Source organism: Natronorubrum aibiense (genome assembly GCF_009392895.1).
Classification (GTDB): Archaea; Halobacteriota; Halobacteria; order Halobacteriales; family Natrialbaceae; genus Natronorubrum; species Natronorubrum aibiense.
The window spans coordinates 107,245-133,112 of the sequence record NZ_CP045490.1 but is presented as its reverse complement, the minus strand read 5'-3'; the positions used below and the strand labels follow the sequence as shown (position 1 = coordinate 133,112).

Sequence of the window (25,868 nt, the reverse complement as noted above, 5' to 3'; positions counted from 1 at the left end):
GCTGTGTGGCCCGTGACGATCCGATGGACAGGCCACTGTGTATGACTATCAATACCAATGTTTTTATCGGTGCTCGCAGATGACCGCGTATGGATCGCAGTCCAGACCTAGACCAGTTTACGTCGCGTCGCTCGACGGTGTACGCGCCTCGAGGTGTCGTCGCGACCAGCCAGCCGCTGGCGTCCGAAGCGGGTATCAGCGTCTTGCGAGACGGCGGCAACGCGTTCGACGCGGCCGTCGCGACGGCGGCGGTTCTCAACGTCGTCGAACCGACGAGCACGGGCCTTGGCGGGGACCTCTTCGCGCTCTACCGGACGGCCGATGGCGATGTCGGCGCGTTCCGCAGCTGTGGCGGTGCGCCGGGCGAGGCGACGCTCGAGCGGATGCGCGAGACGATCGCCGCGGAGGACGGCGTGGCTCCTGAGGAAGCCGAGATACCCGTCTATGGCCCACATACTGTAACCGTTCCCGGAACGGCTCGTGGCTGGGAACGAACCGTCGAGGACCTCGGCAAGTTGGAGCTGGCGACGGTGCTCGAGCCGGCGATCGAGTACGCACTCGAGGGGTTCCCGGTCTCGGAGATCATCGCCGATCAGTGGGCGGAGGCGGCCTCGGTGCTCGACGGTGAGCAGTCTCGAGCCGCGTACCTCTTCGACGGCCAGCCGCCGGCAGTGGGCGACCACGTCACGCTGCCTGAGCTGGGCGACTCTATGCGCCGAATCGCCGAGGAAGGCGCAGATATCGTCTACGAGGGCGCGATCGCCGACGAGATCGTCGACACGATCCAGTCCCGTGGTGGACTGTTGTCCGCCGACGATCTGGCATCGTTCGAACCGGAGTTCGTCGAGCCGGTCAGTACGACCTACGGCGGCGCGGAAATCTACCAGCTGCCGCCGAACAATCAGGGCCTGATCGCCCTCGAGGCGCTCAACATCGTCGAAGCGCTCGGGGCGAACGAATATCCGGCCGGTTCACCCGAGCGCATCCATCTCGCCGCCGAAGCGATGAAGCGCGCGATGGCCGACGGCCACCACTACATCACGGACCCGGAATTCGAGGACGCACCGGATCTCGCGTCGAAGGCATACGCGGCCGAGCGGGCGGCGGAAATCGGCGACGAAGCCTCCGACGACGTCCAGATCGGGTTCGAAAACGACCGCGCAGAGGACGCGGACACCGTTCTGTTGACGGTCGCGGACGACGCGGGCAACGTCGTCTCGTTCATCAACTCGCGGTTCAAGGACTTCGGCAGCGGCATCGTCGCCGGCGACACCGGCATTGCACTCCAGAACCGGGGGAGTTCGTTCTCGCTCGATCCCGACCATCCAAACCGGATCGAACCGGGGAAACGGCCGTTCCACACGCTGATTCCCGGTCTCGCACGGCTCGGAGAAGACGACTGGGCCGCCTTCGGCGTGATGGCCGGCTACAACCAGCCACAGGGCCATCTCCAGGTGCTGATGAACCTGCTCGACGATGGGATGTCGGTCCAGGAGGCGATCGATTACCCACGCTGGCGATATCAGGTCGATGGCCAACTCGCCGTCGAAGGCCGACTCGAGGGACGTGTGCAAACGAAACTCGCCCGTCGCGGCCACGAAGTCCGCGTCATGCCGCCCGCACACTTCGGCGGCGGACAGATCGCCCGCAACGAGAATGGAGTGCTCTCCGGCGGCAGCGATCCGCGAAAAGACGGCTCCGCGATCGGGTTCTAACCTGCGGCCGAACGCGACGCGGGGACGTGATCGGGTCCCCGACGGCTACACGATCAGCGTCGGTCGCTCCGTGTTGATCAGGACGTTCTGTGCGACGCTGCCGAAGACGACCTTGCCGACAGAGCTGCGCTTTCGGGGCGCCATGACGATGAGATCCGCATCGACTTCGTCGGCGAAATCGACGATCTCGTCGACGGAGTCGCCGTGCCGGCGCTCGAGGTCGTACTCGACGCCAGTTCCATCAAGCAGTTCGCGGGCGCTGGTGACGGCCTCCGGGAACGAGTCCTCGTCGTAGAGATCGTCCGATTTGACATTGCCGCCGTCGTCGATCGCTTTGAACTTCTCGAAGACGTTCAGGAGCGTAACGGTGATCGACTCGGGGTCACCGAACGGGCCGTCCTCGAGCAGATCGACGACGTGCTGGGTCGCTTTGACGCCGCGTTCGGTGCTGGTGTCGATGGGAATGACGATGTGGTACATGCCTCGTTTGCTACTCTCACTGCAGGCATAATAAATCACGTTCACAGGGACGCTCGTCTGCTGTCGTCTCCGTTCGGCGAGCCGACTGGCATCACGGACCCGAATCGATTACGCCCGATCCGTCGACGGTGGCCCTCGAGCCGCCCGATACACCTCGAGTTGCTCGAGCAGCAGTCGGTCGCGCTCTTCGGAGATCCGCTCGAGGTCGGCGTCGCGCCAATCGTAGACGCCGCGGCCCGTCTTCGCACCGTATCGGCCTTCTTCGACAAGGTCCGAGAGGACCGGCGGTGGTGACGTGCTGCGGTCGATCTCCGGCAGGAGTTCCTCGAGGACAGTGTGATGGATGTCGAGCCCGGAGTGGTCGCCCTTCTCGAACGCACCGAGCAGTGGGAGCCGGAAGCCAAACGTTCCCTTGATCGCCCGGTCGATATCCGCCGGACTGGCGACGCCCGCCTCGAGGAGCGCCCACGCTTCCCGCGCCATCGCGGACTGAATTCGGTTCGCGATGAAGCCCGGAACGTCCCGTTCGACGACGACGGGATCTTTGCCGATCTCGCGAAGGAACTGGGACGCGGTGTCGATCGTGTCAGCTGTCGTCGCGTCGCCGTAGACGACCTCGACGACGGGGACGATGTGGGGAGGGTGGAACCAGTGCATGCCACAGAATCGCTCCGGTGCGGTGATCGGCTCGACGAGGTCATCAAGCGGGAGCGACGAGGTGTTCGTCGCTACGACGGTGTCGTCGTCGACGTGCCGGTCGATCCGTTCGAACGTGGCCAGCTTGATCTCTCTATCCTCGGGCACGGCTTCGATGACGAGGTCGGCACCGTCGACGGCGTCCTCGAGCGCGGTCACGTACTCGATTCGGTCGGTGAGTTCCGAGACGGTCTCGAACTCGTACGCACCACTGTCCGCGACGGCCGCCGCGGTGGCCCGTATCTTCGCTCGAGCCTCCTCGAGCGACGCGTCATCGACGTCGAACAGTGATACCGGACAGCCGCCAGCAGCGGCCGCGAAGGCGATACCGTGGCCCATCGTCCCGGCACCGATCGTGGCTACGCTGGTGGCCGACGGCATCGAGCGCGCCCCGTTCGAGCGAGCGGTGTCTTCGACTTCGTTGTCTGTCACTCGTGAACAGTTGCCGTCCGTTCCAATAACGTTTTTGTCATTGACTGTCTTGCTGTGTGTAGATGAGTTACCAGAACTATCTCGAGGGCGGAAAGCTGCTGCTGACGGTGCCGACCACCGGCGGCGTGCAGGGGAAAGAAGCCAACCCGAATCTGCCGGAGTCGCCCGAGGAGATCGCGACCGCAGCGCGGGAGTGTGAACAGTTGGGCGCGGCGATCGTCCACCTCCACGGTCGCGACGAACGGGGCGAGCGAGACGGTGACCAACTACAGGAGATCAACGACCGAGTTCGCGAGCGCTGTGACGACATCATCATCCAGAACACGACCGGGGGAACTGGACTGCCACTCGAAGAACGGGTGAAAGGCATCCGAACTGATCCGCTTCCAGAGATGGCATCGCTCGACATGGGGCCGATGAACCGCTACCAGCACATCACCTCCGAGAACACGCGCCACATGATCGATTCGCTCGCGGCGGAGATGCAAGAGAAGGGAATCAAACCCGAGATGGAAGTGTTCAACAACGGCCACCTGAACGAGGTCTACCGGCTCATCGACAAGGGCCTGCTCGAGGAGCCGTATTACATCAACCTCATTTTCGGCCCCGGGACGCTCACGCCGCCGACGCCGGAGAACATGGTGAATATGGTCAACAACCTCCCCGAGAACTCGATTTTCAACGTGCTCGCGATCGGGCCACACCAGCTGCCACTCACGACGATGGGGATCGTCATGGGCGGACACATCCGTGTGGGCATGGAAGATAACCTGTACTACCGACGCGGCGAACCCGTCGAGAGCAACGCCCAACTGGTCGAACGGGCGGTCCGAATCGCCGACGAACTCGAGCGCGACCTCGCGACGCCGGACGATGCGCGAGACCTCCTCGGATTGTAGTGCACTCGAGCAGGACTGGCCAGTAGCGGGATTGAACGGCGTCACGGTCGGTAAACGTGGATAATCGGACGAACGCAGATCGGCGTTACTCGAGGCCGGCCGCCTCGCGGTAGTGCTCGCAGTCCCGTTCGTGATCGAGTTCGTGGCGGTCGTTACAGACGTCGGCGCGCATCGGCGAGACGAACTCGTCGATGACCGTACAGTACGCGCGCTCGGTATCGAACTCCAGCTCGCCGTCTGTCCGACGGTATGAGAGGTGTGGACACGTCATATCACACATATCGAACGAGACCCATGAATACGTTTGGGTCGGGCCGCTCGAGGAACCGTCGACCACCCCGTTCCAACCGGAGAGTATACGACCCTTGCCGTGTCATACCAATCCAATGGAAGCTCATGCAGACGCCGAGTACGACTGTGCGTTTCTCAAGGACGTGATCGATGACGGGCGCGTCGAGTTCACCGAAAGCGTCCGCGAACAGTACGCCGTCGACGCGAGCCCGCACGACGGCCGAACGCCCGACGCGGTCGTCTGGCCGGCGTCGGCCGAGGAGGTCGCAGCGGTCCTCTCGGAAGCGAACGATCGAGGAATCCCGATCACGCCGTGGTCGGGCGGCTCCGGACTCGAGGGCAACGCCATCCCGTCGGCGGGCGGCATCGTCCTTACGACCGCCGAGATGACAAGAATCGACGTCTCGCCGGACGACCTGCACGCGACAGTCGGGGCGGGCGTCGTCTACGACGATCTGAACGAGCACCTCGCCCAGTACGGCCTGCGTTTCGCCCCGGGGATCTCGAGCGGCGACGTCGCGACGATCGGCGGCATGGTCGCGACGAACGCGAGCGGGTTCAACGCCGTTCGGTACGGCGAGACGCGAAATCACGTTCGAAGACTCGAGGTCGTCACCGCCGACGGTCGGATCGTCGAGTGTGGTCGCGACGTGGTGAAGACGTCGGCGGGCTACAGCCTGAAAGATCTCATCATCGGCAGCGAGGGGACGCTGGGTGTCGTGACCGAGGTAACCGTCGGGCTGGTTGGCATTCCGGAGCACCGGCGAGCCGCGCTCGTGACCTTTCCGTCGCGGACCGCCGCCTCGAGCGCCGTCTCTGACGCCATCGGCTCGGCACTCGTCCCCGGTGCGATCGAGTTCATGGACACGATGTCGATGAAGATGTTCAACGCCTACCACGACGACCTCGAGTTCGAAGAACGGCCGACGCTGCTCATCGAACTCCACGCGAACAACGACGGCATCGAGGAGGACCTCGAGTTCACGAAGCTGATCTGCGAGGATCACGGCATGACGTCCTGGACGGCAGCGGGCGAGGACGATATCGACGACATCTGGCAGGCCCGTCGCGACAAGTACTGGGCGACACAGTCCTACCGCGAGGAGTGGGAGGTCGCGCTCGTCGGCGACGTGGTCGTCCCGATTTCGCGCTACCCCGAGATCGTCCAGGAGGTCTCCGACGCGGGCGACGACCTGGATCTTGTCGTCTCCTGTGTCGGCCACGCCGGCGACGGCAACCTCCATTTCACCCCGCTGGTCGATCCCGACGACGAGGAGATGGTCGACAGAGCGCACGACCTGAACGAACGCGTCGTCACGAAAGCACTCGAGTTGGGCGGAAGCGCGACCGGCGAACACGGCATCGGGCTGGGGAAACGGAAGTTCATGGCGGCCGAACACGGCGTCGCACTCGAGTTGATGCGCTCGATCAAGGCAACGCTCGATCCGAACGGTATTCTGAATCCCGGAAAGGTGCTTCCGGAGCAAACTGACCGATAGGCTGCGCCGCGTCGTCGACGCCGGCAGATTAATGCTCCCGCTCGAGAAATGTGCCACGGTAACATGTACGCAGATTTTGCAGCCCGGTTGGCCACGACCATGTGGCCCGACCTCGATCGCACGCCCGAACGGACCACGGAGACACCCGCCATCACCGACGTATCGACAATCGTCGTCGACGGCAACTTCCCGTGGACGATCGTCACGATTGAAACCGATGTCGGTGTCACGGGAATCGGCGAAGCTTATCCCTCGCCCGGTGTCCACGAGGTGATCACCGACTACCTTCAGCCGGTCTTGCGCGACGAGAATCCGCTCGACGTCGAGCGCCTCTATCATCTCATGCGTGAGAGTCTCTCCGGTCGCGGCTCACAGCAAGGGATCGGCACCATTGCGATCAGCGGCGTCGAACTCGCGCTGTGGGACGCCGCCGGCAAGATCCTCGAGCAACCGGTCTACCAGCTTCTCGGTGGCAAAATGCGTGACGAGGTACGGATGTATGCCGACTGCCACGCGGGCGAAGGAATGGTCGAAGCGGCGTTACACGAACAGCCGACGGAGGCGTACGAGTCGGCAGCGTACGCACAGGCTGCACGGGCAGCGGTCGACGACGGCTTCGAGATCATCAAATTCGACCTCGACGTCCCCTCCGGACGCGAGATCGACACGCTCGCCCGCCACTTCGACGGGCCGGAGATCGATCACAAGCGGGCGCTCGTCGAGGCCGTCACGGAAGAAGTCGGCGACGAGGCCGAAGTCGCGGTCGACCTCCATTGGAACTTCAGCGTCGAGGCAGCCGAGAAGCTGTGTGCGGCCCTCGAGCCCTACGACCTCGCGTGGATCGAGGACCCGCTGCCGCCGGAGAACGCGGACGCGATGGCCCAGTTGAACCACAGCGTCGATCAGGCGCTGCTCACCGGCGAGAACCGGTACGGGCGACACGGCTTCCGTGACCTCGTCGAACAGCAAGCAGTGTCGTTCGTCGCGCCGGATATCCCGAAAACCGGCGGCATCGCGGAGACGAAAAAGATCGGCGAACTCGCCGACACGTACTACATGACGCTCGCGCCGCACAACATCGGGAGTCCGGTCGCAACGATGGCCGGCGTCCACGTCGGTGCGACAGTGCCGAACTTCCTTGCCCTCGAGTTCCACGCACGAGACGTGCCGTGGTGGGACGACCTCGTCGACGCGGACGAACCGCTGATTCAGGACGGGACGATTACGGTACCGGACAAACCGGGACTGGGGATCGAACTGGACTGGGACGTCGTCGAGGAACACCGCAAAACGTAGTCGGAACCGGTCGCCGTCGCCGCGTCGACCGACTCGTATCAGCGGTCTTTTTCTACCTCGAGTGTGAGTGTCTGAGTATGACAGACACACTGTTTCTCACCAGCGACGAAATCGACGGTCTTGCCACGCCAGCCGAGTACGTCGACGCCGTCAGGAACGGCTACCGACAGGTCGGCGAGGGTGCGCCAGCCTACCCACGCCAGAAGTTCTTCCGCGCCGATCCCGACGGAATGTTCACGAGCTACGCCGCCTTGCTTCCGGAAACGGGCGTAGTTGGCGGGTACATGTACACCTCCGGCTTCGGGGCGGGCAACGCTTGGTTCATCACGCCGCTGTTCGACGCCGAGAGCGGCGAACCGCTCGCCGTCCTCGACGGCGCGAGCATGAATCCGTTCAAGACCGGAGCCGCCGGAGCCGTCGCCGTCGACGAACTCGCACGCGACGGTGCGACGACGCTCGCCGTCATCGGCAGCGGCTCGCAGGCTCGTGGGCAGGTCAACACGACCGTGACCGTCCGCGACTTCGAGGAGATTCGAGTTTTCTCACCGACCCCCGAAAACCGAGAGACGTTCGCGAGCGAGTTCGACGAGCAACTCGAGGCCGATGTCCACGCCGTCGATGCGAGCGCGGCTGCACTCGAGGGTGCGGACGTCGTTATTACGGCGACGAAGTCGAGCGAGCCAGTTTTCGACGGCGACGACCTCGAACCCGGAACGCACGTGACGGCAATGGGTCAGTATCAGGAGGGGAGCCGCGAGATCGACACGGCGACGATCGAACAGGCAACTTACGTGCCAGACTTGCGGGAGCGTGCGACGTTCGACGCCGGGGCGTTCCTCGCGGCGCTCGAGGAGGGAGTCGTCACGGAAGACCACATCCACGGCGATCTGGGCGAGGTCGTCGCCGGAACCGTCCCCGGACGCACGAGTGACGACGAAATCACGGTGTTCGACAGCGGCGGGACGGGAATCGAGACGGCCGCCGCAGCGCACATGCTCTACGAGCGGGCGCTCGAGGACGACCTCGGCTCGACGATCGCGTTCGCCCCGGCGAGCGAGGCGCTGACGGGTCGGCTCCCGTAACGAGCCTGACAGCCATACCAGAACTTTTCACGGAAACGCCGGAGTGGGCAGCGAGGGCAGCGTGAACACGGATTACGAAACGGTCCTATCGCCAGCGGTCAGTCGACGATATCCGCGAACCGGCGGAGTTGGCCGCGCTGATCCGCAGCCGTAAATCGCGTGACGAACTGTTCGACGCCGGCATCCGCGTATCGCTCGAGGTGGTCTTCGACGACGTCCGGCGGGCCGAACGCGCCACGCTTTCGAATATCGTCGTCGCTCAGTGGCCCCCACGACGGATAGTATCGCTCGAGGAAGTCCCGCGCTTGTTCGATGGCGGCCGCTTCGGTGTCCGCGATGACGACGTCCTGGTAGTAGGCGGCCTCGAACGCGGCCGGGTTTCGGCCGGCGTTGTCGACGAGGTCGCGGGCGCGCTCGAGGCCGGCTGCGTACATCTCGGTCGTCATTCCGATCGGGAGCCAGCCACCGCCGTGAGCTTTGATTCGCTCGCGGATCGGTCGCGGGAAGCCATCGCGCGGGTCGAACGTCGCGGAGGCGACGTAGATCGGTGGCGGGCTACAGGGGCGAAGACCGATATCGGCCTCGGTCAACTCGAAGAACTCGCCGTCAAACGTGACCGGGTCATCGCCCCAGAGCCCGGTCAGGATCTCGAGACCCTCGTCGAGCATCGCTCCGCGTCGGTTGTACGGGACGTCGAGCTGTTCGTGTTCGGCTTCGGCACCCGGGCCGACACCCACGCCCACGCCGAGTGCGAGTCGGCCGCCGCTGACGAGGTCGACCGTCGCCGTTTGGTGGGCGACGTGGACCGGATGGCGAAGCGGTGGCAGATACACCGCTGTACCGAGCGTCACGGCGTCCGTCGCGCCCGCGATCGCACTCAAGAGCGTGAGGGGCTCGAGGCGCGGCTTCGCGAGGACACTGTCACCCGCCCAGACTGCATCGAATCCGAGCGCTTCGGCTTGCTGTGCGAGGGCGATGACTTCCGATTCGACGCGTGCGGCTTGCTCGAGTGCGTCGTCGGCCGAGAGAACGATTCCGCGGGTCGGCAGGACGTATCCGTGCGAGACCATACCACTCAGTTCGGCGGCGACACCGTAACTGTTGTCCTGCGAGCGCGCTCGTGGCGGTCTCGAGTCATTCGCTCGGTGACTGATCGCGGCCAGCGTTCCGAGGGAAAGCGATTTGGTAACAGTACTCGATGAACAGGTAGATGGCACCGACTATCACGAAGATCGAATCCGTCGAATTCGGCTACGACCTGCCGGACGTCGGCTACGCGCCGAACGGATTCAGCATCGTCTACGAACCGGGTACCACGACCCAGCGGAAACTGTTCGCGCTCCGGATCCACACCGACGAGGGGATCACGGGCGAGTACGTCGGCGGCAACTCCCCGGCGGCGGCTCAAATCAACATGGTCGCCGACTACCTGATCGGAAAGAATCCGCTCGAGCGCGAGCGCCACTGGAGCGCGTTCAAGCGCGCGCTCAGAAAGTACGACTGGATGGGCATGGGCCCGCTCGACATCGCGCTGTGGGATTTCGCGGGGAAGTACTATGACGCGCCGATCCACGAACTCATCGGCACGTACCGGACCTCGTTCCCGGCGTACGCCTCGACCTATCAGGGCGACAGAAACGGCGGGCTGGATTCCCCCGAGGCGTTCGCCGACTTCGCCGAGGAGTGTCTCGAGTTGGGGTATCCGGGCTTCAAAATCCACGACTGGGGCGGCGACTGGACCGATGCGACCGAGTCGGCCGAAACCGTCCGCGAAGTCGGCCGCCGCGTCGGCGACGAGATGGACCTGATGATCGATCCGGCCTGCAATCCGGCGACGTTCGCCGACGCACTCGAGATCGGGCGGGCGTGTGACGACGCCGGCTTCCTCTGGTACGAAGACCCCTACCGCGACGGCGGCGTCTCACATCACGCCCACCGAAAGCTTCGGGAGATGCTCGAGACGCCGCTGTTGCAGACCGAACACGTCCGTGGCCTCGAGCCCCACGCGGATTTCGTCGCGGCGGAGGCGACGGACTTCGTCCGCGCCGACCCGGAGTACGACGGCGGCATCACCGGGGCGATGAAGATCGCCCACGTCGCGGAAGGGTTCGGCCTCGACGTCGAGTACCACGCGCCGGGGCCCGCCCAGCGACAGTGTCTGGCGGCGACGCGAAACAGCAACTACTACGAAGTCGCGCTCGTCCACCCGATCTGCCCGAACACGCAGCCGCCGGTGTATGCCGACGACTACTCGGATATGCTCGACACGGTCGACGAGAACGGCCACGTGCAGGTTCCGGACGGGCCGGGCCTCGGCGTCGAGTACGACTGGGACGAGATCCTCGAGCGCGAAATCGGTCGCCGGACCTACGAGTGAGCGCAGGACGATGTACGACGATATTCAATACGAGGCGACGGAAGGAATTGCGACGATCACGATCGACAGACCTGACGTGCTGAACGCGTTTCGCGAGCGGACGATCGCCGAACTCAACGACGCACTCCGGACGGCGAACGCGGACGACAGCGTTTACGTGGTCGTCCTGACGGGGGCCGACGGCGGCTTCTGTGCAGGAGCCGACGTCACCGAAATGGCCGACTGGCACGAAGAGCTGTCCAGAGAGGAGTACGCGGGCTACCTCTGGAGCGTCCAGAACGTCGTTCGCCAACTTCTGGCGATGGAAACGCCCTCCATCGCGGCGGTTGGCGGCCCGGCGATCGGTGCCGGCTGTGATTTCGCGCTCGCGTGTGATCTCCGGGTCGTCGGCCCCGACGCGCTCTTCCGCGAGGGGTTCGTTCGCGTCGGCTTGATCCCCGGCGACGGCGGCGCGTGGTTGCTCCCTCGGCTCATCGGCGAGTCGAAGGCCAAAGAGTACCTCCTCACCGGACGAGATATCACACCCGAGGACGCCGTCGACCTCGGCCTCGCAGTCGAACTGGCGAGCGATCCGAACGACGCTGCACTCGAGCTCGCGACGGAGTTGCTCGACCTACCCGCACACGCCGTCCGGCGGACCAACGCCCTCGTCGATTCCGAGCAGTCGTTCGAGGACTACTGCGAACGAGCGATCGAGTACCAGTGGGAGTGCGTAAACGATGACGAACACCACGAAGCGATCGCGGCGTTCAGCGAAAATCGAGCGCCTGCGTTCGACCGCGAGTACTGAATCCGGGTTCGGTGCTCAAGCGAGATCCGGCAAGCCGTTTCGCTTGAGCACGGCAGCGATCTGATTCTTCTGGATCTCGTCCGTTCCGGCGGCCAGTCGACGCCCTCGAGCCAGCCGGTAGAGGTACTCGAGTGGGTGGCCTTGCTGGTAGCCGTTCGCGCCGTGGATCTGTACGGCCTCGCTGACGACCCGCTCGACCATCTCGCTCGAGTAGAGTTTCGCCATCGAGGCGTCCAGTCGGTCCGGAATCCGACCCCGTTCGTGTGCCTGAATCGCCGCGCGATGGGTGAGCGACCGCGAGGCCTCGAGGTCGGTGACGAGGTCGGCGAGTTTCCACTCGATGCCCTGAAAGTCGGCGATGGGCTGGTCGAACTGTGTGCGTTGTTGAGCGTACTCGAGGGCCTTATCGAGCGCACAGCGGGCGATCGAGTTCGCGAGTGTCGAACTGCCCAGCCGTTCCCAGTTGAGCGCCCGGAGCTGGTTTTTGAACCCCTCGGAGCCGCGCGTGACGACGTTCTCGGCCGGCACAGAAACGTCCTCCATGACGAAGTGCGTCTGGTGGTGGTCGGCCATGTTGGTGTAGTGGTTCTCGATCTGCACGCCGTCGGCGTCGAAATCGACGATAACGGAGCCGAGCCCCTCCGGGAACTGCGTCCAGACGAGCACCGCACTCGAGTGTTCGACGTTGCTCACCCACGTCTTCTCGCCGTTGATGACGAGGTCGTCGCCGTCTTCCTCGACTGTCGTCCGCATCGCACCGACGTCGGAGCCGGCTTCGGGTTCGGAGATGCCGATCGCAATGCTGTCCTCGCCGGCGATCACCGGCGGCAGGTAGCGTTCTTTCGCCTCGTCGGTTCCGAACATCTCGATCGCTCGCGGGGCCACCAGCTGCTGGTTGTACAGAAACTCCGCGGTGTCGGGACAGACGCGCCCGACGGCCTCGATGGTGAGTATCGCGTCGAACTCGGTCATGCCGCCGCCGCCGTACTCCTCGGGGAAGTTGATTCCGAGAAAGCCCTGCTCGGCGAGCAGTTCGACGTTCTCCCACGGCGGGTCGCCGTTCCAGCTAAATGCGCGGTCGGTGAACTCCCGCTCGGCGAGATCTTCTACCGCCGAGACGAGCAGCTCCTGTTCATCACTGAGCGTGATCATCAGTTCCACGTACCGAGCCAATCGTTATCAATCTACGCAGAACGCTCGTGTGAGCGACCTGCTCGTTCGAGACTGCCCACCAACGACGCTACGAACTCGAGTCGTCCGCAAAGACCGCGCCGTCCTCGAGCATCGTCTCGATCTCGGCCTCGTCGTACGTCAACGACTCGAGTACGTCGACGGTGTGTTCGCCGGCCGCGGGCGGATCCGACGAGAACGTGCCGTCGTGAATCCCCGAACTGAACCGGAACGGAAGGGCGGGCGCGAGCACCGACTCATCGGTTTCGGGGTTTCGCGACTCGACGAGCGAGCCGCGTTCAGCAGCGTGTAGGTCATCCTCGACGAGATCCGCGACCGTTTGGATAGCTCCCGCCGGAATCTGTGCGTCGAGCAGGTACTGCTCGAGGTCCTTCGACTCGAATCGTGCGAACTCCGCGGTAAGTTCGTCCCGCAGCGCTTCGCGGTGTTCGACGCGGTCGTCGATCGTCTCGAAGCGCTCGTCCTCGAGGAGGTCCGGCCGCTTGAGGAGGTGACAGAGGCGTTCGTACATCGTCTCGGTGAGGGTCGCGACGTACGTGTACCCCTCGCCCGCCTCGAACACGCCGTTCGGTGCGCTGCCGATCCCCTCGCTGCCGGCGCGTTCGGGGAGGCTGCCGGTCCGATCGTAGTTCGTGATCCAGTAAGACATCCAGGCGACAGCGACGTCGAACAGCGAGATGTCGATTGCCGTGCCCTCGCCGGCCCGGTCGCGCTGGCGAATCGCCGCCAGAATGGCGACGGCTGCGTTCGCGCCAGTGCCGCAGTCGATGAGGCTCGCACGGATTCGCACTGGCGGTCGGTCCCGATACCCCGTGATCGACATCAGCCCGGAGACCGCCTGAATACAGGGATCGTAACCTGGATACGACCGAGAGGGGCCGGTTCGGCCAAATCCGGAGAGCGAACAGTAGATCACGTCCTCGTTTCGCGTCTTGACCGACTCGTACTCGAGATCGAACTTCTCTAGGACGCCAGGTCGAAAGCTCTCGACGACGACGTCGGCCTCGTCGACCAGTTCAGTAGCAACCGCCAGCCCAGCGTCCGTCTTCAGGTTGACGGCGATACTGAGTTTGCCGTGATTGAACGGCACGGACATGTCGCCGCCCATCAGCTTCCGGAAGTTGTCGCCGCCTGGCGGTTCGATTTTGATCACCGTGGCACCCATCTCGGCGAGCAGTTGCGTACAAACCGGCCCGGCGACCGATTGTGTGAAATCGACAACCGTGATATCGTCTAACGGTTTCATGCCAATTGCTCTGTGGTGAGCGGTATAATGATTTCGGCAGGTCCGAACGGCTCCGTCTTGGTGGGTCGCCGTTCGGCAGTGTACTGCACTGGACGCTCGTGATGATTGTGGTCGACCCACATGCTTTTGCTGTTCGCAATGAAGGTGTAGACGATGTATACGTCGTTCGACGAGCGGGGATACCCGCAAGCCCGACAGACACCGACAGCACACCAAGCCGTCCGTTCCCGACCGAGTCGCCGACCTCGCCGGAGGGATAATCGATGACGTATTCCACCGACGACGGATTTCCCGCTATGTTTGCGGCTGGAGACGCCCTCGGAACGTGGGTATCGATCGGCCACCCGGCGATCGTCGAGGCTGCGGCTCGAGCCGGATTCGAGTTCGTCGTCATCGATACGGAACACACCGAACTGAGCCTCGAGACCGTCGCCGACCTGACTCGAGCAGCGGCGGCTGCCCCCGGCGACCTCGGGGTCATCGTCCGGCCCGCCTGGAACGATCCGGTTCGGATCAAACGGATTCTCGATATCGGCGTCGACGGGATCATCGTTCCGATGGTCGATACGCCCGAGGACGCACGGGAACTGATCCGGGCGACTCGCTACCCACCCGAGGGCGTCCGCGGCGTGGCATCGGGACGGGCGGCCGGCTACGGCCAACGGTTCGTCGAGTACGTCGAGGAGGACCATCGGTCAGTGATCGTGATCGCACAGATCGAGACCCCGACCGGTGTCGAGAACGCCGCCGATATCGCGGCCGTCGACGGCATCGATTCGCTGTTCGTCGGTCCCGCCGACCTGTCGGCTTCGCTCGGCGTCTTTGCCGAGTGGGACGCCCCCGAACTCGAGGACGCGATGGCTCGCGTCATCGACGCTGGAGCCGAGGCCGACATCCCCGTCGGCACGCTCACCGTTCGAGCCGACGATATCGACGACCGGGTCGAACGCGGCTTTGACTATCTGCTCGCCGGGAAGGACATGACGACGCTCATCGAAACCGGCGAGCGCATTCGCGAGCAGTACGCAGAAAGCACCGCCGCTCATCGCGACTGAACACTGAACGCGGCCGCTACGCTCGAGTGGGACACAGTTGGATCGAACGAACGAAACAAAAAACGGAACGCAGCGGGAGAGGGCGAATCAGGATTGTCGGAAATCGGCCGTCGTTACTCGTTCATCAGGACGCTCGACTGTGGCTCGTAGGGGTCGGTTGGGATTTCGACGAGTGTCGGCCCGTCACTCTCGATGGCCTCGGCGACAGTGGCGGTGACGTCATCGGTCGTTTCGGCGCGCATGGTATCGATGCCGAGGCCGTCGGCGACCGTCGTGTACGATACCGGCGCGGAGTCCCAGCCGTACTCACCCGGCTCCATCCGGTAGCTTCGACCCGCCTCCTCGCTGATGATCGCGTAGTCGCTGTTGTTCAATACGATCACCGTCACGTCGATGTTCTCGCCAGCGAGCGTGTGGAGTTCGTGAATGCACATCAGCAGGCCGCCGTCGCCGGTAAGCGCCACGACGTCTTGATCGGGGTTCGCCTTCTTCGCCCCGATCGCCGAGGGCAGTCCCGACCCCATCGTCGCCCACGAGCCTGGATTGACGTAATCATGCGGCTCGTACGTCGGGAACGTCAGTAGCGTCCACAGTCGGAACCCGCCGGCGTCGACGGCGACGATCGCATCTCGAGGCGTTCCCTCGCGGATCGCCTCGAGTGCGCTGACCGAGGTCAGGGGCGCCTCCGTCACCTCGCGCAGTTCCGTGAGGCGGTCGTCGATGGCCGCACGCGTCTTGCGTGCCCGCTGTGGCCCACCCTCGCTGGCGATTTCGCGGTCAGCGAGCGCTCCATCGAGGGCCTCGAGCGTGTCCGCGGCGTCGGCGACGATTCCGACTTCCGGATCGTAGCCCGTTCCGATGTCGTCCGCATCGAGGGTCACGTGAACGAGGTTGTCTGGGACGTCGATCGACCAGTTCTGCATGGTAACTGCGTCGAAGTCGGTGCCGACGCCTAAGGCAGCGTCGGAGTCGGCGATGAGTTCTTTCTGGGCCGTGCCGGTCCCGCCACAGAGGACGCCGCCGGCGAGGTCGTGATCATCGGGAAACACCGCTTTTCCCTTGTAGGTGAGGACGACCGGAGCCTCGAGTCGCTCGGCGACGGTTTTTAGCTCCTCGCTCGCACCGGAGGCACGGATGCCGCCGCCGGCGATGATGACCGGCGCGGACGCGTCCGCGAGCAGGTCGGCCGCCCGATCGACCTTTGTTGCCGGCACGTCGCCGAACGACTGGCGTTCGACCTCCCCGGGTTCGGCGACCTCGGTGTCCATCTTGAGGAAGTTCTTCGGAATGCCGATTCGGACGGGACCCATCGGTGCCGTCAATGCGGCGTCGATTCCGCGTTGGAGTTCGGCGACCGTACTCTGGGGCGTCTCGACGGTGATGTTCTCCTTGACGACGTTGTCGTAGGTGTCCGGCGGCGTCTCGTGAATGCCGTCGCCGCCGCGAATCTCGGGTTCGGTCTCGACGGCGATGTGGAGCAGCGGCGTGCAGTCGTTCAGCGCGTTCTTCAGTCCGTTCATCGCGTTCATATCGCCCGGACCGGGGATCACGACCGTTGCGGCCATCTCCCCGCTCGTTTCCGCGTACCCCCACGCCTGATGCGAGACGGCTGTCTCGTGGCGTGCCATGACGAACTCGATGTCGTCACGCTCGCTAATGGCCTCGTTCAGCGGGAGCGACTGTTTCCCTGGAATCCCGAACAGGGTGTCGATGCTGTTAGCTACCAGACAGTCAATAATCGCCTCGTTGACGTTCATAGGTATACTCTATGCGTATCCGGCGTAAATCTTTAGGACGAATCGATCCCCGCAGACTCGGACAATGGAAATCCTTATCATGGTATTGAACCACACTTCACGCAGTTCGAATCAGCTATGACGAATGTTACGACGATGACGGACGCCATCTCTAACGGCGTCTCTGACGGCGACAAAGTGTATCTCGCGGGGTTTACCCACCTCATTCCGTTCGCTGCGGGCCACGAGATGATCAGACAGGAACTGCGTGACCTCGACCTCGTCAGGGCGACGCCCGACCTGATCTACGACCAATTGATTGCCGCCGGCTGTGCGAGCAAGGTGACCTTCTCGTGGGCCGGCAACCCGGGCGTCGGCAGTTTGCCGGCGTTTCGACGTGCCGCCGAAGAGGGAGTGCCGACCGAGATCGAACTCGAGGAGTACACCCACTTCGGGATGATCGCAGCCCTCCAGGCGGGGGCCTCGAATCTGCCGTTCGCACCGCTGCGCGGGTTCATCGGTTCTGATCTGCCCGAGCACAACGAGAACATCGCGCGGATCGAGAGCCCGTTCGACGACGATTATGTCTATGCAGTCGCCCCGATCGAACCGGACGTCACCGTCGTCCGTGCCCAGCGAGCCGACGAGAACGGCAACGCCCACCTCTGGGGCATTCAGGGCGAACAGAAGATCGCCGCGCTCGCCGCTGACACGGTGATCCTGACGGTCGAGGAGCTGTGTTCCGAGGAGACGATCCGAAGCGACCCGAACCGGACGATGATCACGAGCGACGACGTCGACTACGTCGTCGAAGACTCCTACGGTTCTCACCCCTCCTACGCGCAGGGCTACTACGGCCGCGACAACGAGGCGTACATCGAGTGGGCCGACATCGCAAGCGATGTCGACCGCGTCGAAGCGTGGCTCGACGAGTGGGTGTACAGCGTCGCGGACAGACGCGAGTACGTCCGCAAACTCGGCGTCGATCAGTTGCTCGATCTCGAGCCAGAGAGCGCCTACGCCACGCCCGTCGACATGGGGAGGTACCGATCGTGACGGGAAACTCGGACGCGGGGGCTGACAGCGAATCGAACGATGGCACGAACGCGACAGACACCGACGGAACGATGACCTACTCGAACAACGAACTGATGGTCGTAACGGCGGCACGAGAACTCACCGACGACGACTCGGTCCTCGTCGGCATCGGGATGCCGAATCTCGCCTGTAACGTGGCGAAGCGGACGCACGCACCCGGTTTGCGAATGATGTACGAGTCGGGGACGATCGGCTCGAATCCGGAGTCGCCCCCGCTTTCGATCGGCGATCCGGGGCTGGCATCCGGAGCGCTCTCGATCGAACCGATGGCGAACGGCTTCAACTACTACCTGCAGGCCAACCGCCTCGACGTCGGCTTCCTCGGCGGGGCACAGATCGACAAGTACGGCAACATCAACTCGACGGTGATCGGCGACTACGACGATCCGATCGTCCGCTTGCCGGGCAGCGGCGGCGCATGTGAAATCGCGTGTCACGTCGACCGAACGCTGGTCGTCACCCCTCACTCCGAGCGCCGGTTCCCCGAGGAGGTCGACTTCATTACCAGCCCCGGCTTCGTCGGCGGTCGCGAAGGACGGAAAGAACTCGGCCTCGAGGGCGGCCCCGAGGCGATCATCACCGATCTGGCCGTCTGCCGGTTCGACGAACACGGCGAGATGTACGTCGACTCGCTCCACCCGGGGACGACCCGCGAGGAGGTCCGCGAGAAGACCGGCTGGGACATCGACTTCGCCGACGACGTGCAGACGACGCCCGAACCCACCGACGAGGAACTGCGAATCATTCGCGAAGATCTCGATCCCGACGGACAGTACACGGGCCAAAGCGAATAATCCGAACCCACGGACGAACACCGAACACCGCTCTCACCGCTGTCCCTGTTCGTCCAGTCCCCCGTTTCATACGGTCTGCTGTAACTGACTACAGCAGTCCGTATCGGGGAAAAGTATTAGCAGACTCCTGCGAACCACCCTGTATGCCCACAGCACTAGTCACGGGAGCGTCTCGAGGCATCGGTCGCGCCATCGCCCGTCGCTTCGCCGCGGACGGCTACGACGTCGCAGTCAACTACCGGAGCAGCGAAGCGGCAGCGCTCGAGGTCGTCGACTCGATCGAGGACGAGACCGACGGGGCCGCGATCGCGGTGCAGGCGGATATCGGCGACGACGACGCGGTCGAGGCGTGTGTCGAGACGACCGTCGACGCGTTCGGCTCGCTCGACCACGTGGTGAACAACGCCGGCATCAACCAACACCGGTACACGCCCGACCTCTCACCCGACGATTTCAGGCGGGTGATGAACGTCAACGTTGCCGGGACGTTCGCGGTGACGAAAGCCGCACTCCCCCACCTCGAGGAATCGACCGTCGCCGAATGCCCGTCGGTCATCAACCTCTCCTCGCGGCTCGCCCACGCCGGCGCGGATTACGAACCACATTACGCGTCGTCGAAGGTCGGGATCATCGGCCTCACGAAGAGTCACGCACTCGAGTTCGGGCCGACGATCCGCGTCAACGCCATCGCGCCGGGCTACATCGAGACGGACATGACCGACGCGACGACCTCGGAAGAAGAGAAGGAACAAAAACGGCAGGAGGTGATTCCGGTCGGACGGTTGGGGAAGCCCGAAGACATCGGACAGGCTGCCGCGTACCTTCGGGATGCCTCGTTCGTCACCGGCGAAACGCTGAACGTCAACGGCGGCCAGCGAATGCAGTAATCAGTCCCGCTACTCCGTCGTCGACTCGAGCAACGCCCGCCGATCGATCTTGTCGCTGCTCGTTTTCGGCAGCGCTTCTTTGAACACGTACTGACGTGGGCGTTTGAACGACTCGAGGGCGTCGGACGCGACGAAAAACTCCTCAAGATCATCGTTCGAGAGGTCCTCGTCGGCCGGAACGACGAACGCCGTGACGACCTCCCCCCACTCGTCGTCGGGGACGCCGACGACCGCCCCCGAACGGACCTCCGGATGACTGTGGAGAAGTTCCTCGACTTCCGCTGGATAGATGTTCTCGCCGCCGCTGACGATCATGTCGTCTTTCCGGTCGACGAAGTAGAGGAAGCCGTCCGCGTCGCGCCGTCCGAGGTCGCCAGTTCGATACCAGCCGTCGACGATCGCCTCGTCAGTCGCCTCCGGGTCCTTCCAGTACTCGAGCATGCACGTGGCGGCCTTGACGAGCAGTTCGCCCACCTCGTCGGTGTCGACGACGGCGTCCGGAACGGGGGCCTCGGCGTCGACGATGCGGACGGCCGCGTTGGGCGCGGCCTGCCCGATGCTGCCCAGTTTCTCGTCGTGGAACTCCGGATGGATCAGCGTCCCGAAGGTGATCTCCGTCGTGCCATAGGCGTTGACGAAATCGCAGTCCGAGACGTGCTCACGTGCGCGTGTCGCGACCGCGGCAGGCATCGCCGCACCGGAGTACTGGATCATCCGCACGCCCTCGACGGCTCGTTCCTCGATCGACGGTTCGTCGACCAGCGCCCGCACGTGCGTCGGGACGGCCCACATGGTCGTGATCCCCTCCGAATCGATCCGCTCGAGCGTCGTCGCCGGATCGAACCCGTGCTGGATGACGTTACACGCGCCCGCGTTCAGCGCTGGCAGGACGTTACAGAGCAGCGGCCCGACGTGATAGAGTGGGCCGAGTGCGACGTTCACATCGGTTGGCCGAAGGCGATTGTACGGCAGTGAGACGAGCGCGGCGGTGACGACGTTCCGATGAGAGTGGAGGACACCTTTGGGCTGTCCCGTCGTCCCCGAGGTGTAGAGGAGCATTGCCGGGTCGGATTCGTCGACGTCGACCTCGAGGTCGGCAGTCCGGTCGGTCCCGGTGTCGTCCTCGAACTGCTCGTACGGCACCGTGACCGGTTCGGCGTCGGTCCCGACGCCCACGAGCAGATCCGGTAACTCTTCGGCCTCGAGCGCCCGAACGGTGTCCAGACAGTCTTCGTCGACGACGAGGCCGATCGATTCGGCGTGCTCGAGCACGTACGCGAGCCGTTTCGGCGGGACCCGGTAACTGATCGGGTTGAACACGAGGCCGGCGTGGGCCGCCGCAAAGAGGAGTTCGACGAACTCGATCGAATCGGTCAACAGCGCTGAGAGGTGATCGCCGGGCTCGAGGCCGGCCTCGAGCAGTCCGGTCGCGAGGGTCCGTGCGCGCTCGTCCAGTTGTGCGAAGGCGATCGTTTCGTCGCGTGCTGGGTCCCGGAGCGCAGGTCTGTCCGGAAACCGAGCCGCCGTCTGTCCGAGAAGATCAGCAGTGGTTGGCTGTGTCACACACGCGGTATCGGAGCACATCATCATAAGACTGCTGTCCACCGGCGAAAACCGACCGGAATGAGACGGTATCCCACGGAATTATGTTGGATGACACCAAGCTACGAACACGATCAGCACGGTCGTATGTTATGATACCAACGACAGCATTCGAACTCACCGAGGCCCACGAGGAGCACCGAGCGACGGTTCGGGAGTTCTGTGAACAGGAAGTCGAACCGCACGTCGAGGAGTACGAATCGTCCGGCACCTTCCCGATGGAGGTCGTCGACCGGGTCGCCGACGCCGGCTTCCACGGGGTCCAGTATGGAACCGAGTACGACGGCCTCGGGCTGGATTACCGCTCTTACGCGATCACGATCGAGGAACTCTCCCGCAGCTGGAAGCTCCTCGCCGGAGCCGCTTCGGTCGCCGCCAGCCTTGTCGGCTATCCGATCCACGAGTTCGGCGAAGAGTGGCAACGCGAGGAGTGGCTCGGCAATATCTGCTCGGGCGAGTGGCTCCCCGCGCTCTCGCTGACCGAACCCGAGGCCGGCAGCGATGCGGGCTCGCTCGAGACGACAGCAAGGCGAGACGGTGACGAGTACATCTTGAGCGGCGAGAAAGTGTGGACGACCAACGGCAGCGTCGCTGATTTCCTCGTCGTCGGCGTTCGGACGGCCGACGAAGACGACGCGGCCCACGAGGGCGTCAGCCTGATCGGCGTCCCGAACCCGGCCGACCGAGACGGCCTCGAATTCGTCCGCGACATCCCGTGTATGGAAGGCGAGGCATCGATCGAGACGGAACTCCGGTTCGACGACGTTCGCGTCCCCGCCGAGAACATCATCGGCGAACGGGGACGCGGGCTCCGATACGTGCTCGAGGGGTTGGATATCGGTCGCATCGGGACAGCCGCACAGGGCGTCGGCGTGGCACAGGGGGCGTTCGAGGAGAGCGTGGCGTTCGCCGACGACCGCGAGCAGTTCGGCCAGCCGATCCGCGAGTTCCAAGGCGTGTCGTTCAAACTCGCGGACATGGCGATCGAGATCGAAGCCTCGCGGCTGCTTACCCTCTCGGCGGCGGCGAAACGGGATCGCGGCGAGCGCGTCACCTCCGAGGCAGCGATGGCGAAGACGAAGGCGACGGACGTCGCGATGGACGTGACGACCGAAGCCGTCCAGATCCACGGTTCCCGCGGCTACTCGAAGGATTACCCGGTCGAACGGCGCATGCGCGTCGCGAAAGGGATGCAGATCTACGAGGGAACGAACGAAATCAATCGGCTCGTGGTGGCCAACCGCCTGTACGACTAACCGTCCTACGAACAGTTATGAGGTACCAGTACCCATGTGTGGCCGTGTCTCAACTGATCGACCTGACTGCCGAGATCACCGAAGAGATGGCGAACCACCCCAATCACGGCCGAAGTCCGCTGTTTCTGTCGGGCACTCGCATGAACCACGAGCAGGCCGAAGACACCTGGCGCGGCAAGGGGGTCGACGATCTCTCGCTGGTCAACGGCTTCGTCTACATCGCCGAACACAACGGCACGCACATCGACGCGCCGTTTCATCTCCACCCCGACGGGAAAACAATCGACGAACTCGAGCTCGAGGAGTGTCATGGCCCGGCCGTCTGGCTCGACGTCTCCGAGGCCGGCCCGAAAGGTGCGATCGGACCCGACCTGCTCGAGGGGGCGGCGGCCGACGCCGGCGTCGAGGTCGAACCCGGCGATTCAGTGCTGCTGTATACCGGCTGGGACGACTATCTGCCTGAGGACGAGGAGACGTATCTGGGAGACCATCCTGGCCTCTCGGAAGCGGGCGCAGAGTGGCTTTACGAACGTGACGTGAGCGTCGTCGGGATCGACTGCGGTAACGTCGACATCGCCGGCGACGTCTCGATGCCCGCCCACCGCGTGCTCCTTCGGGAGGGCGCGCCCGATTCCTACACGCTCATCGTCGAAAACCTCCGGAACGTCGACGCCATTCCGTCCCACCGCTTCGTCTTCAGTGCGACGCCGCTGCCACTGCACGGCGCAACCGCGAGTCCGATCCGTGCGTTTGCAATCGTCGAGGACTGAGCGTACCGCTACGGGTGGAGCGTGATTTTGATCCCCGCCCGGTTTTCGGCCGCCTCGAACGCCGCCTCGTACTCCTCGAGTGCGAACGACGGCCCGATCGCCGGCGACAGATCGAGTCCGTCCGCGACCGCGATCGCGCGGTCCCAACTCGAGGCCCGACGACCGTAGACGGTCGTGATCGACACGCCTCGGCGAGTGAGTCGAGTGAGATCGACGGGAACCGTTTCGTGGCCGTGAAAGAGGCCGATCTGGACGAGTTCGCCGCCGGGCCGAATCGCGTCCGTCGCCATCGACAGGGCACCCGGACTTCCCGACGCTTCGAAGAAGACATCGAACTCGGCACCGTCCTCAAGGCCGTCTTCAGCGGTGACCGTCGTCGTCGCACCGAGTTCCGTTGCCAGCGGGAAGCGGTCGTCGATGTCGGCGTCAGTCCCGATGACGGTGATCGAACTGGCACCCGCCGCGGCGACGGCGACCAGCATCCCAATTCCGACCGCACCCGGGCCGGCGATCGCGACTCGATCGCCGAGTTCGAACGTCGACTGCTCGAGGGCGTGGACGCCGAGCGCAAGCAGTTCGAGAAAGACGCCGACATCGGGCTCGAGGTCGCCGATCGGGTACAGCGTTGCTTCGGGGACGACCACGTACTCGGCGAGCGCGCCGTCGCTATCGGCGTCGAGACCGATGAGTCGCCGGTCCGGACAGATGGCGAACGAGCCGGTGTGGCAGTGGCGACACGCGCCGCAGCCGACCACCGGCTCGACCGCGACGCGTTCACCCGGTTGATGCCGGTCGACGGTCGGATGGACGCGGTCGATCACGCCAGCACACTCGTGGCCGAACAGTTGCGGGAGTGTGTCCGCGTAGTGGTGTTTGCTCTCGTGCCAGTCATAAATCAGCGCCTCCGCACCGCCGTCGATACCGACCGATTCGACGCGAAGCCGGACTTCGCCCGGTCCCGGTTCCGGAATCGGACGGCGCTCGAGCGTCATGCCCCGTTCCGGTCGTGCTTTGATCAGCGCGCGCATCGTCCCCGTTGCAGGATCGTTCTCGCTCACGACACCGATATGATCGGGTCGAACGATAACAGTACGCATTCCGGGTTCCGCTGACCGATGCGTCCGAGATGTCGAGTGCCGTCCAGCCCGCTACACGCTCGAAATGACGAGCGAGACGGCGACGAAGAACGCGAACCAGAGGATCGTTCGGAAGAAGAGTTTGCTGTAGCTGTCTTTGACCGGCATCGCCGCATGCACCTGATTGTCGATCTCGAGCAGCCGATCGACGATCGATTTCGTTCCCATGAGTCGGTATCTCGATAGTCGTCTCGGGTAATAGTGTTTTCTTCGCTATCGGCGAGCGATCACGCGTTCGGGATTCGCAGTCCGAGAAGCAACATCGCGCCGGCGATGACGGCCAGTGCCATGAACGCCTCATCGAAGAAGCCGCGGTCGGCAGCAGCCCCGAAGACCACCGGTCCCAGCGCACCGACGGTAAACGCGATCGTTCGAAGGATGCCGAATCCCGTCCCGCGGATGTCCACGGGCAGTTGCTCGAGCAGGTACGGCTCCGTGACGGTCGCAAAACCAAGCAAGGTACTGACGAGCGCCGTCACGCCCGCGAGCACCCAGAAGCCGTCGGAAAACGGCAACACGAGGAAGGCGATAACTGGGCCGCTCGAGACGACCAACACCGAGCGACGCGCGCCGAATCGGTCGTAGGCGCTCCCGGACAGCGGTTTGATCAGGATTCCCAGCGCGAAAAAGAGGCCGAAGAGGCCACTGGCGAGCGACGTCGAGAGCCCCTTCTGTTGGACCAGATACGTCGGATAGAAGCCCGTGAACGCCTGCCAGATGAACAGTCCAAGCACCAACACAGCTGTCGGGTAGACGATTCCGGGCTGTCGCAACACCGAGCCGATATACCGGAGGGTAGCAACCGAGAGTCCGTCCGTATCGTTTTCGTCGTGAGCCGACGTGCGGGTGGGCGTGATTACCCAGAGCGCGACGGCCATCGCAAGAAACAACGGAACGGCAAATCCGAAGCCGAGTTGCCAGTACAGTCCAGCAGCGATGACGCCGGCAAGCGGCGGAAGGACGGACTGGCCGGCGTCCTGAGAGGACGCGGTCATGCCGTTGGCAGCGCCGATCTGTTCTGGATACAGTCGAGGGAGGATCGTGTACCGACCGACTGCGTACAACGCCGTCCCGAACCCGAACAGCGCTGTCGCAACAAATAGGACGAGCGACGACGGCGAGCGGATGACGAGTACCAGCGTGACAGCGGCGATCACCATACTCAACGAGAGGATGATCCGTTCACCGACTTTGTCGGCGAGCACACCACCCGGGAGCTGCCCGACCGCGTAGGCAAAAAAGAGCACTGTCAGAAGCAGGCCTGCCGTCGTCAGATCCAGATCGTACGCCGTCTGGAGGTACGGCAACATCACCGGATAGATCATCCTGACGCCCATCGACAGGAACCAGCCACACGAAATCGCGATCAAAACGGTCCCGCGTCGGCCACTCAGCAGCTCGCGCACGCTACTCACGACGGTAGAGAAGTATCCCAACGTGTTGCTCGTCACTCAAAAATCATCTGTCGGTATCGATATTAAACGTTCTGGGGACTGGGACGAACGACGGTGATCGCCTCGCCTTTCGCGAGGGACCCACC

General features: G+C 64.0%; 24 protein-coding genes. 13 read left to right on the top strand and 11 right to left on the bottom strand.

Annotated features, from left to right (window positions below; genetic code table 11):
- The first annotated feature begins 89 nt into the window (after window positions 1–89).
- Window positions 90–1,715 (top strand): gamma-glutamyltransferase, encoded by a 1,626-nt coding sequence (gene ggt, locus GCU68_RS19145; RefSeq protein WP_152944237.1) that lies wholly within the window; start codon window positions 90–92, stop codon window positions 1,713–1,715.
- A gap of 45 nt (window positions 1,716–1,760) precedes the next feature.
- Here the strand turns inward: ggt and GCU68_RS19140 are convergent, their stop codons facing one another.
- On the bottom strand, window positions 1,761–2,195 hold the full coding sequence (locus GCU68_RS19140) for a universal stress protein (protein WP_152944236.1): 435 nt from the start codon (window positions 2,193–2,195) through the stop codon (window positions 1,761–1,763).
- A 108-nt stretch (window positions 2,196–2,303) separates the two neighbouring features.
- Complete coding sequence (locus GCU68_RS19135) at window positions 2,304–3,323, bottom strand: 3-hydroxyacyl-CoA dehydrogenase family protein (protein ID WP_227015097.1); 1,020 nt, start codon at window positions 3,321–3,323, stop codon at window positions 2,304–2,306.
- Between the two features lie 62 nt (window positions 3,324–3,385).
- Here GCU68_RS19135 and GCU68_RS19130 point away from each other — a divergent pair, with 62 nt between their 5' ends.
- Window positions 3,386–4,222 carry a BKACE family enzyme gene (locus GCU68_RS19130; protein ID WP_152944235.1) on the top strand — a complete coding sequence of 279 codons (837 nt, stop codon included), beginning with the start codon at window positions 3,386–3,388 and terminating at the stop codon, window positions 4,220–4,222.
- Window positions 4,223–4,307: 85 nt separating this feature from the next.
- Here the strand turns inward: GCU68_RS19130 and GCU68_RS19125 are convergent, their stop codons facing one another.
- Window positions 4,308–4,493, bottom strand: coding sequence for a hypothetical protein (locus tag GCU68_RS19125; RefSeq protein ID WP_152944234.1), 186 nt, complete (start codon window positions 4,491–4,493; stop codon window positions 4,308–4,310).
- 115 nt (window positions 4,494–4,608) lie between these two features.
- Here GCU68_RS19125 and GCU68_RS19120 point away from each other — a divergent pair, with 115 nt between their 5' ends.
- The 3 genes from GCU68_RS19120 to GCU68_RS19110 all read left to right on the top strand — a co-directional run bounded on the left by GCU68_RS19120 (window position 4,609) and on the right by GCU68_RS19110 (window position 8,390).
- Entirely contained in the window at window positions 4,609–6,012 is a 1,404-nt protein-coding gene (locus tag GCU68_RS19120; RefSeq protein ID WP_152944233.1) for an FAD-binding oxidoreductase, read from the top strand.
- A 63-nt stretch (window positions 6,013–6,075) separates the two neighbouring features.
- Window positions 6,076–7,308 (top strand): mandelate racemase/muconate lactonizing enzyme family protein, encoded by a 1,233-nt coding sequence (locus GCU68_RS19115; protein WP_152944232.1) that lies wholly within the window; start codon window positions 6,076–6,078, stop codon window positions 7,306–7,308.
- 77 nt (window positions 7,309–7,385) lie between these two features.
- The gene (locus GCU68_RS19110) at window positions 7,386–8,390 is read left to right on the top strand and encodes an ornithine cyclodeaminase family protein (RefSeq protein ID WP_152944231.1); all 1,005 of its coding nucleotides are present in this window, start codon (window positions 7,386–7,388) and stop codon (window positions 8,388–8,390) included.
- 98 nt (window positions 8,391–8,488) lie between these two features.
- Here the strand turns inward: GCU68_RS19110 and GCU68_RS19105 are convergent, their stop codons facing one another.
- A complete protein-coding gene (locus GCU68_RS19105; protein WP_152944230.1) occupies window positions 8,489–9,460 on the bottom strand; it encodes an LLM class flavin-dependent oxidoreductase in 972 nt (323 codons plus the stop codon).
- Window positions 9,461–9,600: 140 nt separating this feature from the next.
- Between GCU68_RS19105 and GCU68_RS19100 the strand changes: the two genes are divergently transcribed.
- Together GCU68_RS19100 and GCU68_RS19095 are read left to right on the top strand one after the other, a co-directional pair.
- Window positions 9,601–10,767, top strand: coding sequence for an enolase C-terminal domain-like protein (locus GCU68_RS19100; RefSeq protein ID WP_152944229.1), 1,167 nt, complete (start codon window positions 9,601–9,603; stop codon window positions 10,765–10,767).
- A 10-nt stretch (window positions 10,768–10,777) separates the two neighbouring features.
- Complete coding sequence (locus tag GCU68_RS19095) at window positions 10,778–11,557, top strand: enoyl-CoA hydratase/isomerase family protein (protein WP_152944228.1); 780 nt, start codon at window positions 10,778–10,780, stop codon at window positions 11,555–11,557.
- A gap of 15 nt (window positions 11,558–11,572) precedes the next feature.
- Here the strand turns inward: GCU68_RS19095 and GCU68_RS19090 are convergent, their stop codons facing one another.
- Both GCU68_RS19090 and GCU68_RS19085 read right to left on the bottom strand, forming a co-directional pair.
- Complete coding sequence (locus tag GCU68_RS19090) at window positions 11,573–12,709, bottom strand: acyl-CoA dehydrogenase family protein (protein WP_152944227.1); 1,137 nt, start codon at window positions 12,707–12,709, stop codon at window positions 11,573–11,575.
- Window positions 12,710–12,797: 88 nt separating this feature from the next.
- Window positions 12,798–13,994 carry a CaiB/BaiF CoA transferase family protein gene (locus tag GCU68_RS19085; protein WP_193565105.1) on the bottom strand — a complete coding sequence of 399 codons (1,197 nt, stop codon included), beginning with the start codon at window positions 13,992–13,994 and terminating at the stop codon, window positions 12,798–12,800.
- Window positions 13,995–14,257: 263 nt separating this feature from the next.
- On the opposite strand from GCU68_RS19085, the gene GCU68_RS19080 reads away from it, so the two are divergent.
- Window positions 14,258–15,049: an HpcH/HpaI aldolase family protein gene (locus GCU68_RS19080; protein ID WP_152944226.1), complete on the top strand. Its 792-nt coding sequence runs from the start codon at window positions 14,258–14,260 to the stop codon at window positions 15,047–15,049.
- 113 nt (window positions 15,050–15,162) lie between these two features.
- Here GCU68_RS19080 and GCU68_RS19075 read toward each other — a convergent pair whose 3' ends face one another.
- Window positions 15,163–16,806, bottom strand: coding sequence for a thiamine pyrophosphate-binding protein (locus GCU68_RS19075; RefSeq protein WP_152944225.1), 1,644 nt, complete (start codon window positions 16,804–16,806; stop codon window positions 15,163–15,165).
- Window positions 16,807–16,923: 117 nt separating this feature from the next.
- Here GCU68_RS19075 and GCU68_RS19070 point away from each other — a divergent pair, with 117 nt between their 5' ends.
- The 3 genes from GCU68_RS19070 to GCU68_RS19060 all read left to right on the top strand — a co-directional run bounded on the left by GCU68_RS19070 (window position 16,924) and on the right by GCU68_RS19060 (window position 19,564).
- Window positions 16,924–17,841, top strand: coding sequence for a CoA transferase subunit A (locus tag GCU68_RS19070; RefSeq protein ID WP_227015095.1), 918 nt, complete (start codon window positions 16,924–16,926; stop codon window positions 17,839–17,841).
- A gap of 71 nt (window positions 17,842–17,912) precedes the next feature.
- Window positions 17,913–18,677 (top strand): CoA-transferase subunit beta, encoded by a 765-nt coding sequence (locus GCU68_RS19065; protein ID WP_152944415.1) that lies wholly within the window; start codon window positions 17,913–17,915, stop codon window positions 18,675–18,677.
- 143 nt (window positions 18,678–18,820) lie between these two features.
- A complete protein-coding gene (locus GCU68_RS19060) occupies window positions 18,821–19,564 on the top strand; it encodes an SDR family NAD(P)-dependent oxidoreductase (RefSeq protein ID WP_152944224.1) in 744 nt (247 codons plus the stop codon).
- A 9-nt stretch (window positions 19,565–19,573) separates the two neighbouring features.
- On the opposite strand, the gene GCU68_RS19055 is transcribed toward GCU68_RS19060, so the two are convergent.
- Complete coding sequence (locus GCU68_RS19055; protein ID WP_152944223.1) at window positions 19,574–21,127, bottom strand: class I adenylate-forming enzyme family protein; 1,554 nt, start codon at window positions 21,125–21,127, stop codon at window positions 19,574–19,576.
- A 131-nt stretch (window positions 21,128–21,258) separates the two neighbouring features.
- Between GCU68_RS19055 and GCU68_RS19050 the strand changes: the two genes are divergently transcribed.
- A complete protein-coding gene (locus GCU68_RS19050; RefSeq protein WP_152944222.1) occupies window positions 21,259–22,422 on the top strand; it encodes an acyl-CoA dehydrogenase family protein in 1,164 nt (387 codons plus the stop codon).
- 44 nt (window positions 22,423–22,466) lie between these two features.
- Window positions 22,467–23,192: a cyclase family protein gene (locus tag GCU68_RS19045; RefSeq protein ID WP_152944221.1), complete on the top strand. Its 726-nt coding sequence runs from the start codon at window positions 22,467–22,469 to the stop codon at window positions 23,190–23,192.
- An 8-nt stretch (window positions 23,193–23,200) separates the two neighbouring features.
- On the opposite strand, the gene GCU68_RS19040 is transcribed toward GCU68_RS19045, so the two are convergent.
- From GCU68_RS19040 to GCU68_RS19035, 3 genes are all read right to left on the bottom strand, one after another.
- Window positions 23,201–24,250, bottom strand: a complete 1,050-nt coding sequence (locus GCU68_RS19040) for a zinc-dependent alcohol dehydrogenase (RefSeq protein WP_227015093.1) — start codon at window positions 24,248–24,250, stop codon at window positions 23,201–23,203.
- Window positions 24,251–24,340: 90 nt separating this feature from the next.
- Window positions 24,341–24,496, bottom strand: a complete 156-nt coding sequence (locus tag GCU68_RS21465) for a hypothetical protein (protein ID WP_168927122.1) — start codon at window positions 24,494–24,496, stop codon at window positions 24,341–24,343.
- Window positions 24,497–24,555: 59 nt separating this feature from the next.
- Window positions 24,556–25,779 (bottom strand): MFS transporter, encoded by a 1,224-nt coding sequence (locus GCU68_RS19035; RefSeq protein ID WP_264373495.1) that lies wholly within the window; start codon window positions 25,777–25,779, stop codon window positions 24,556–24,558.
- Window positions 25,780–25,868 lie beyond the last annotated feature (89 nt).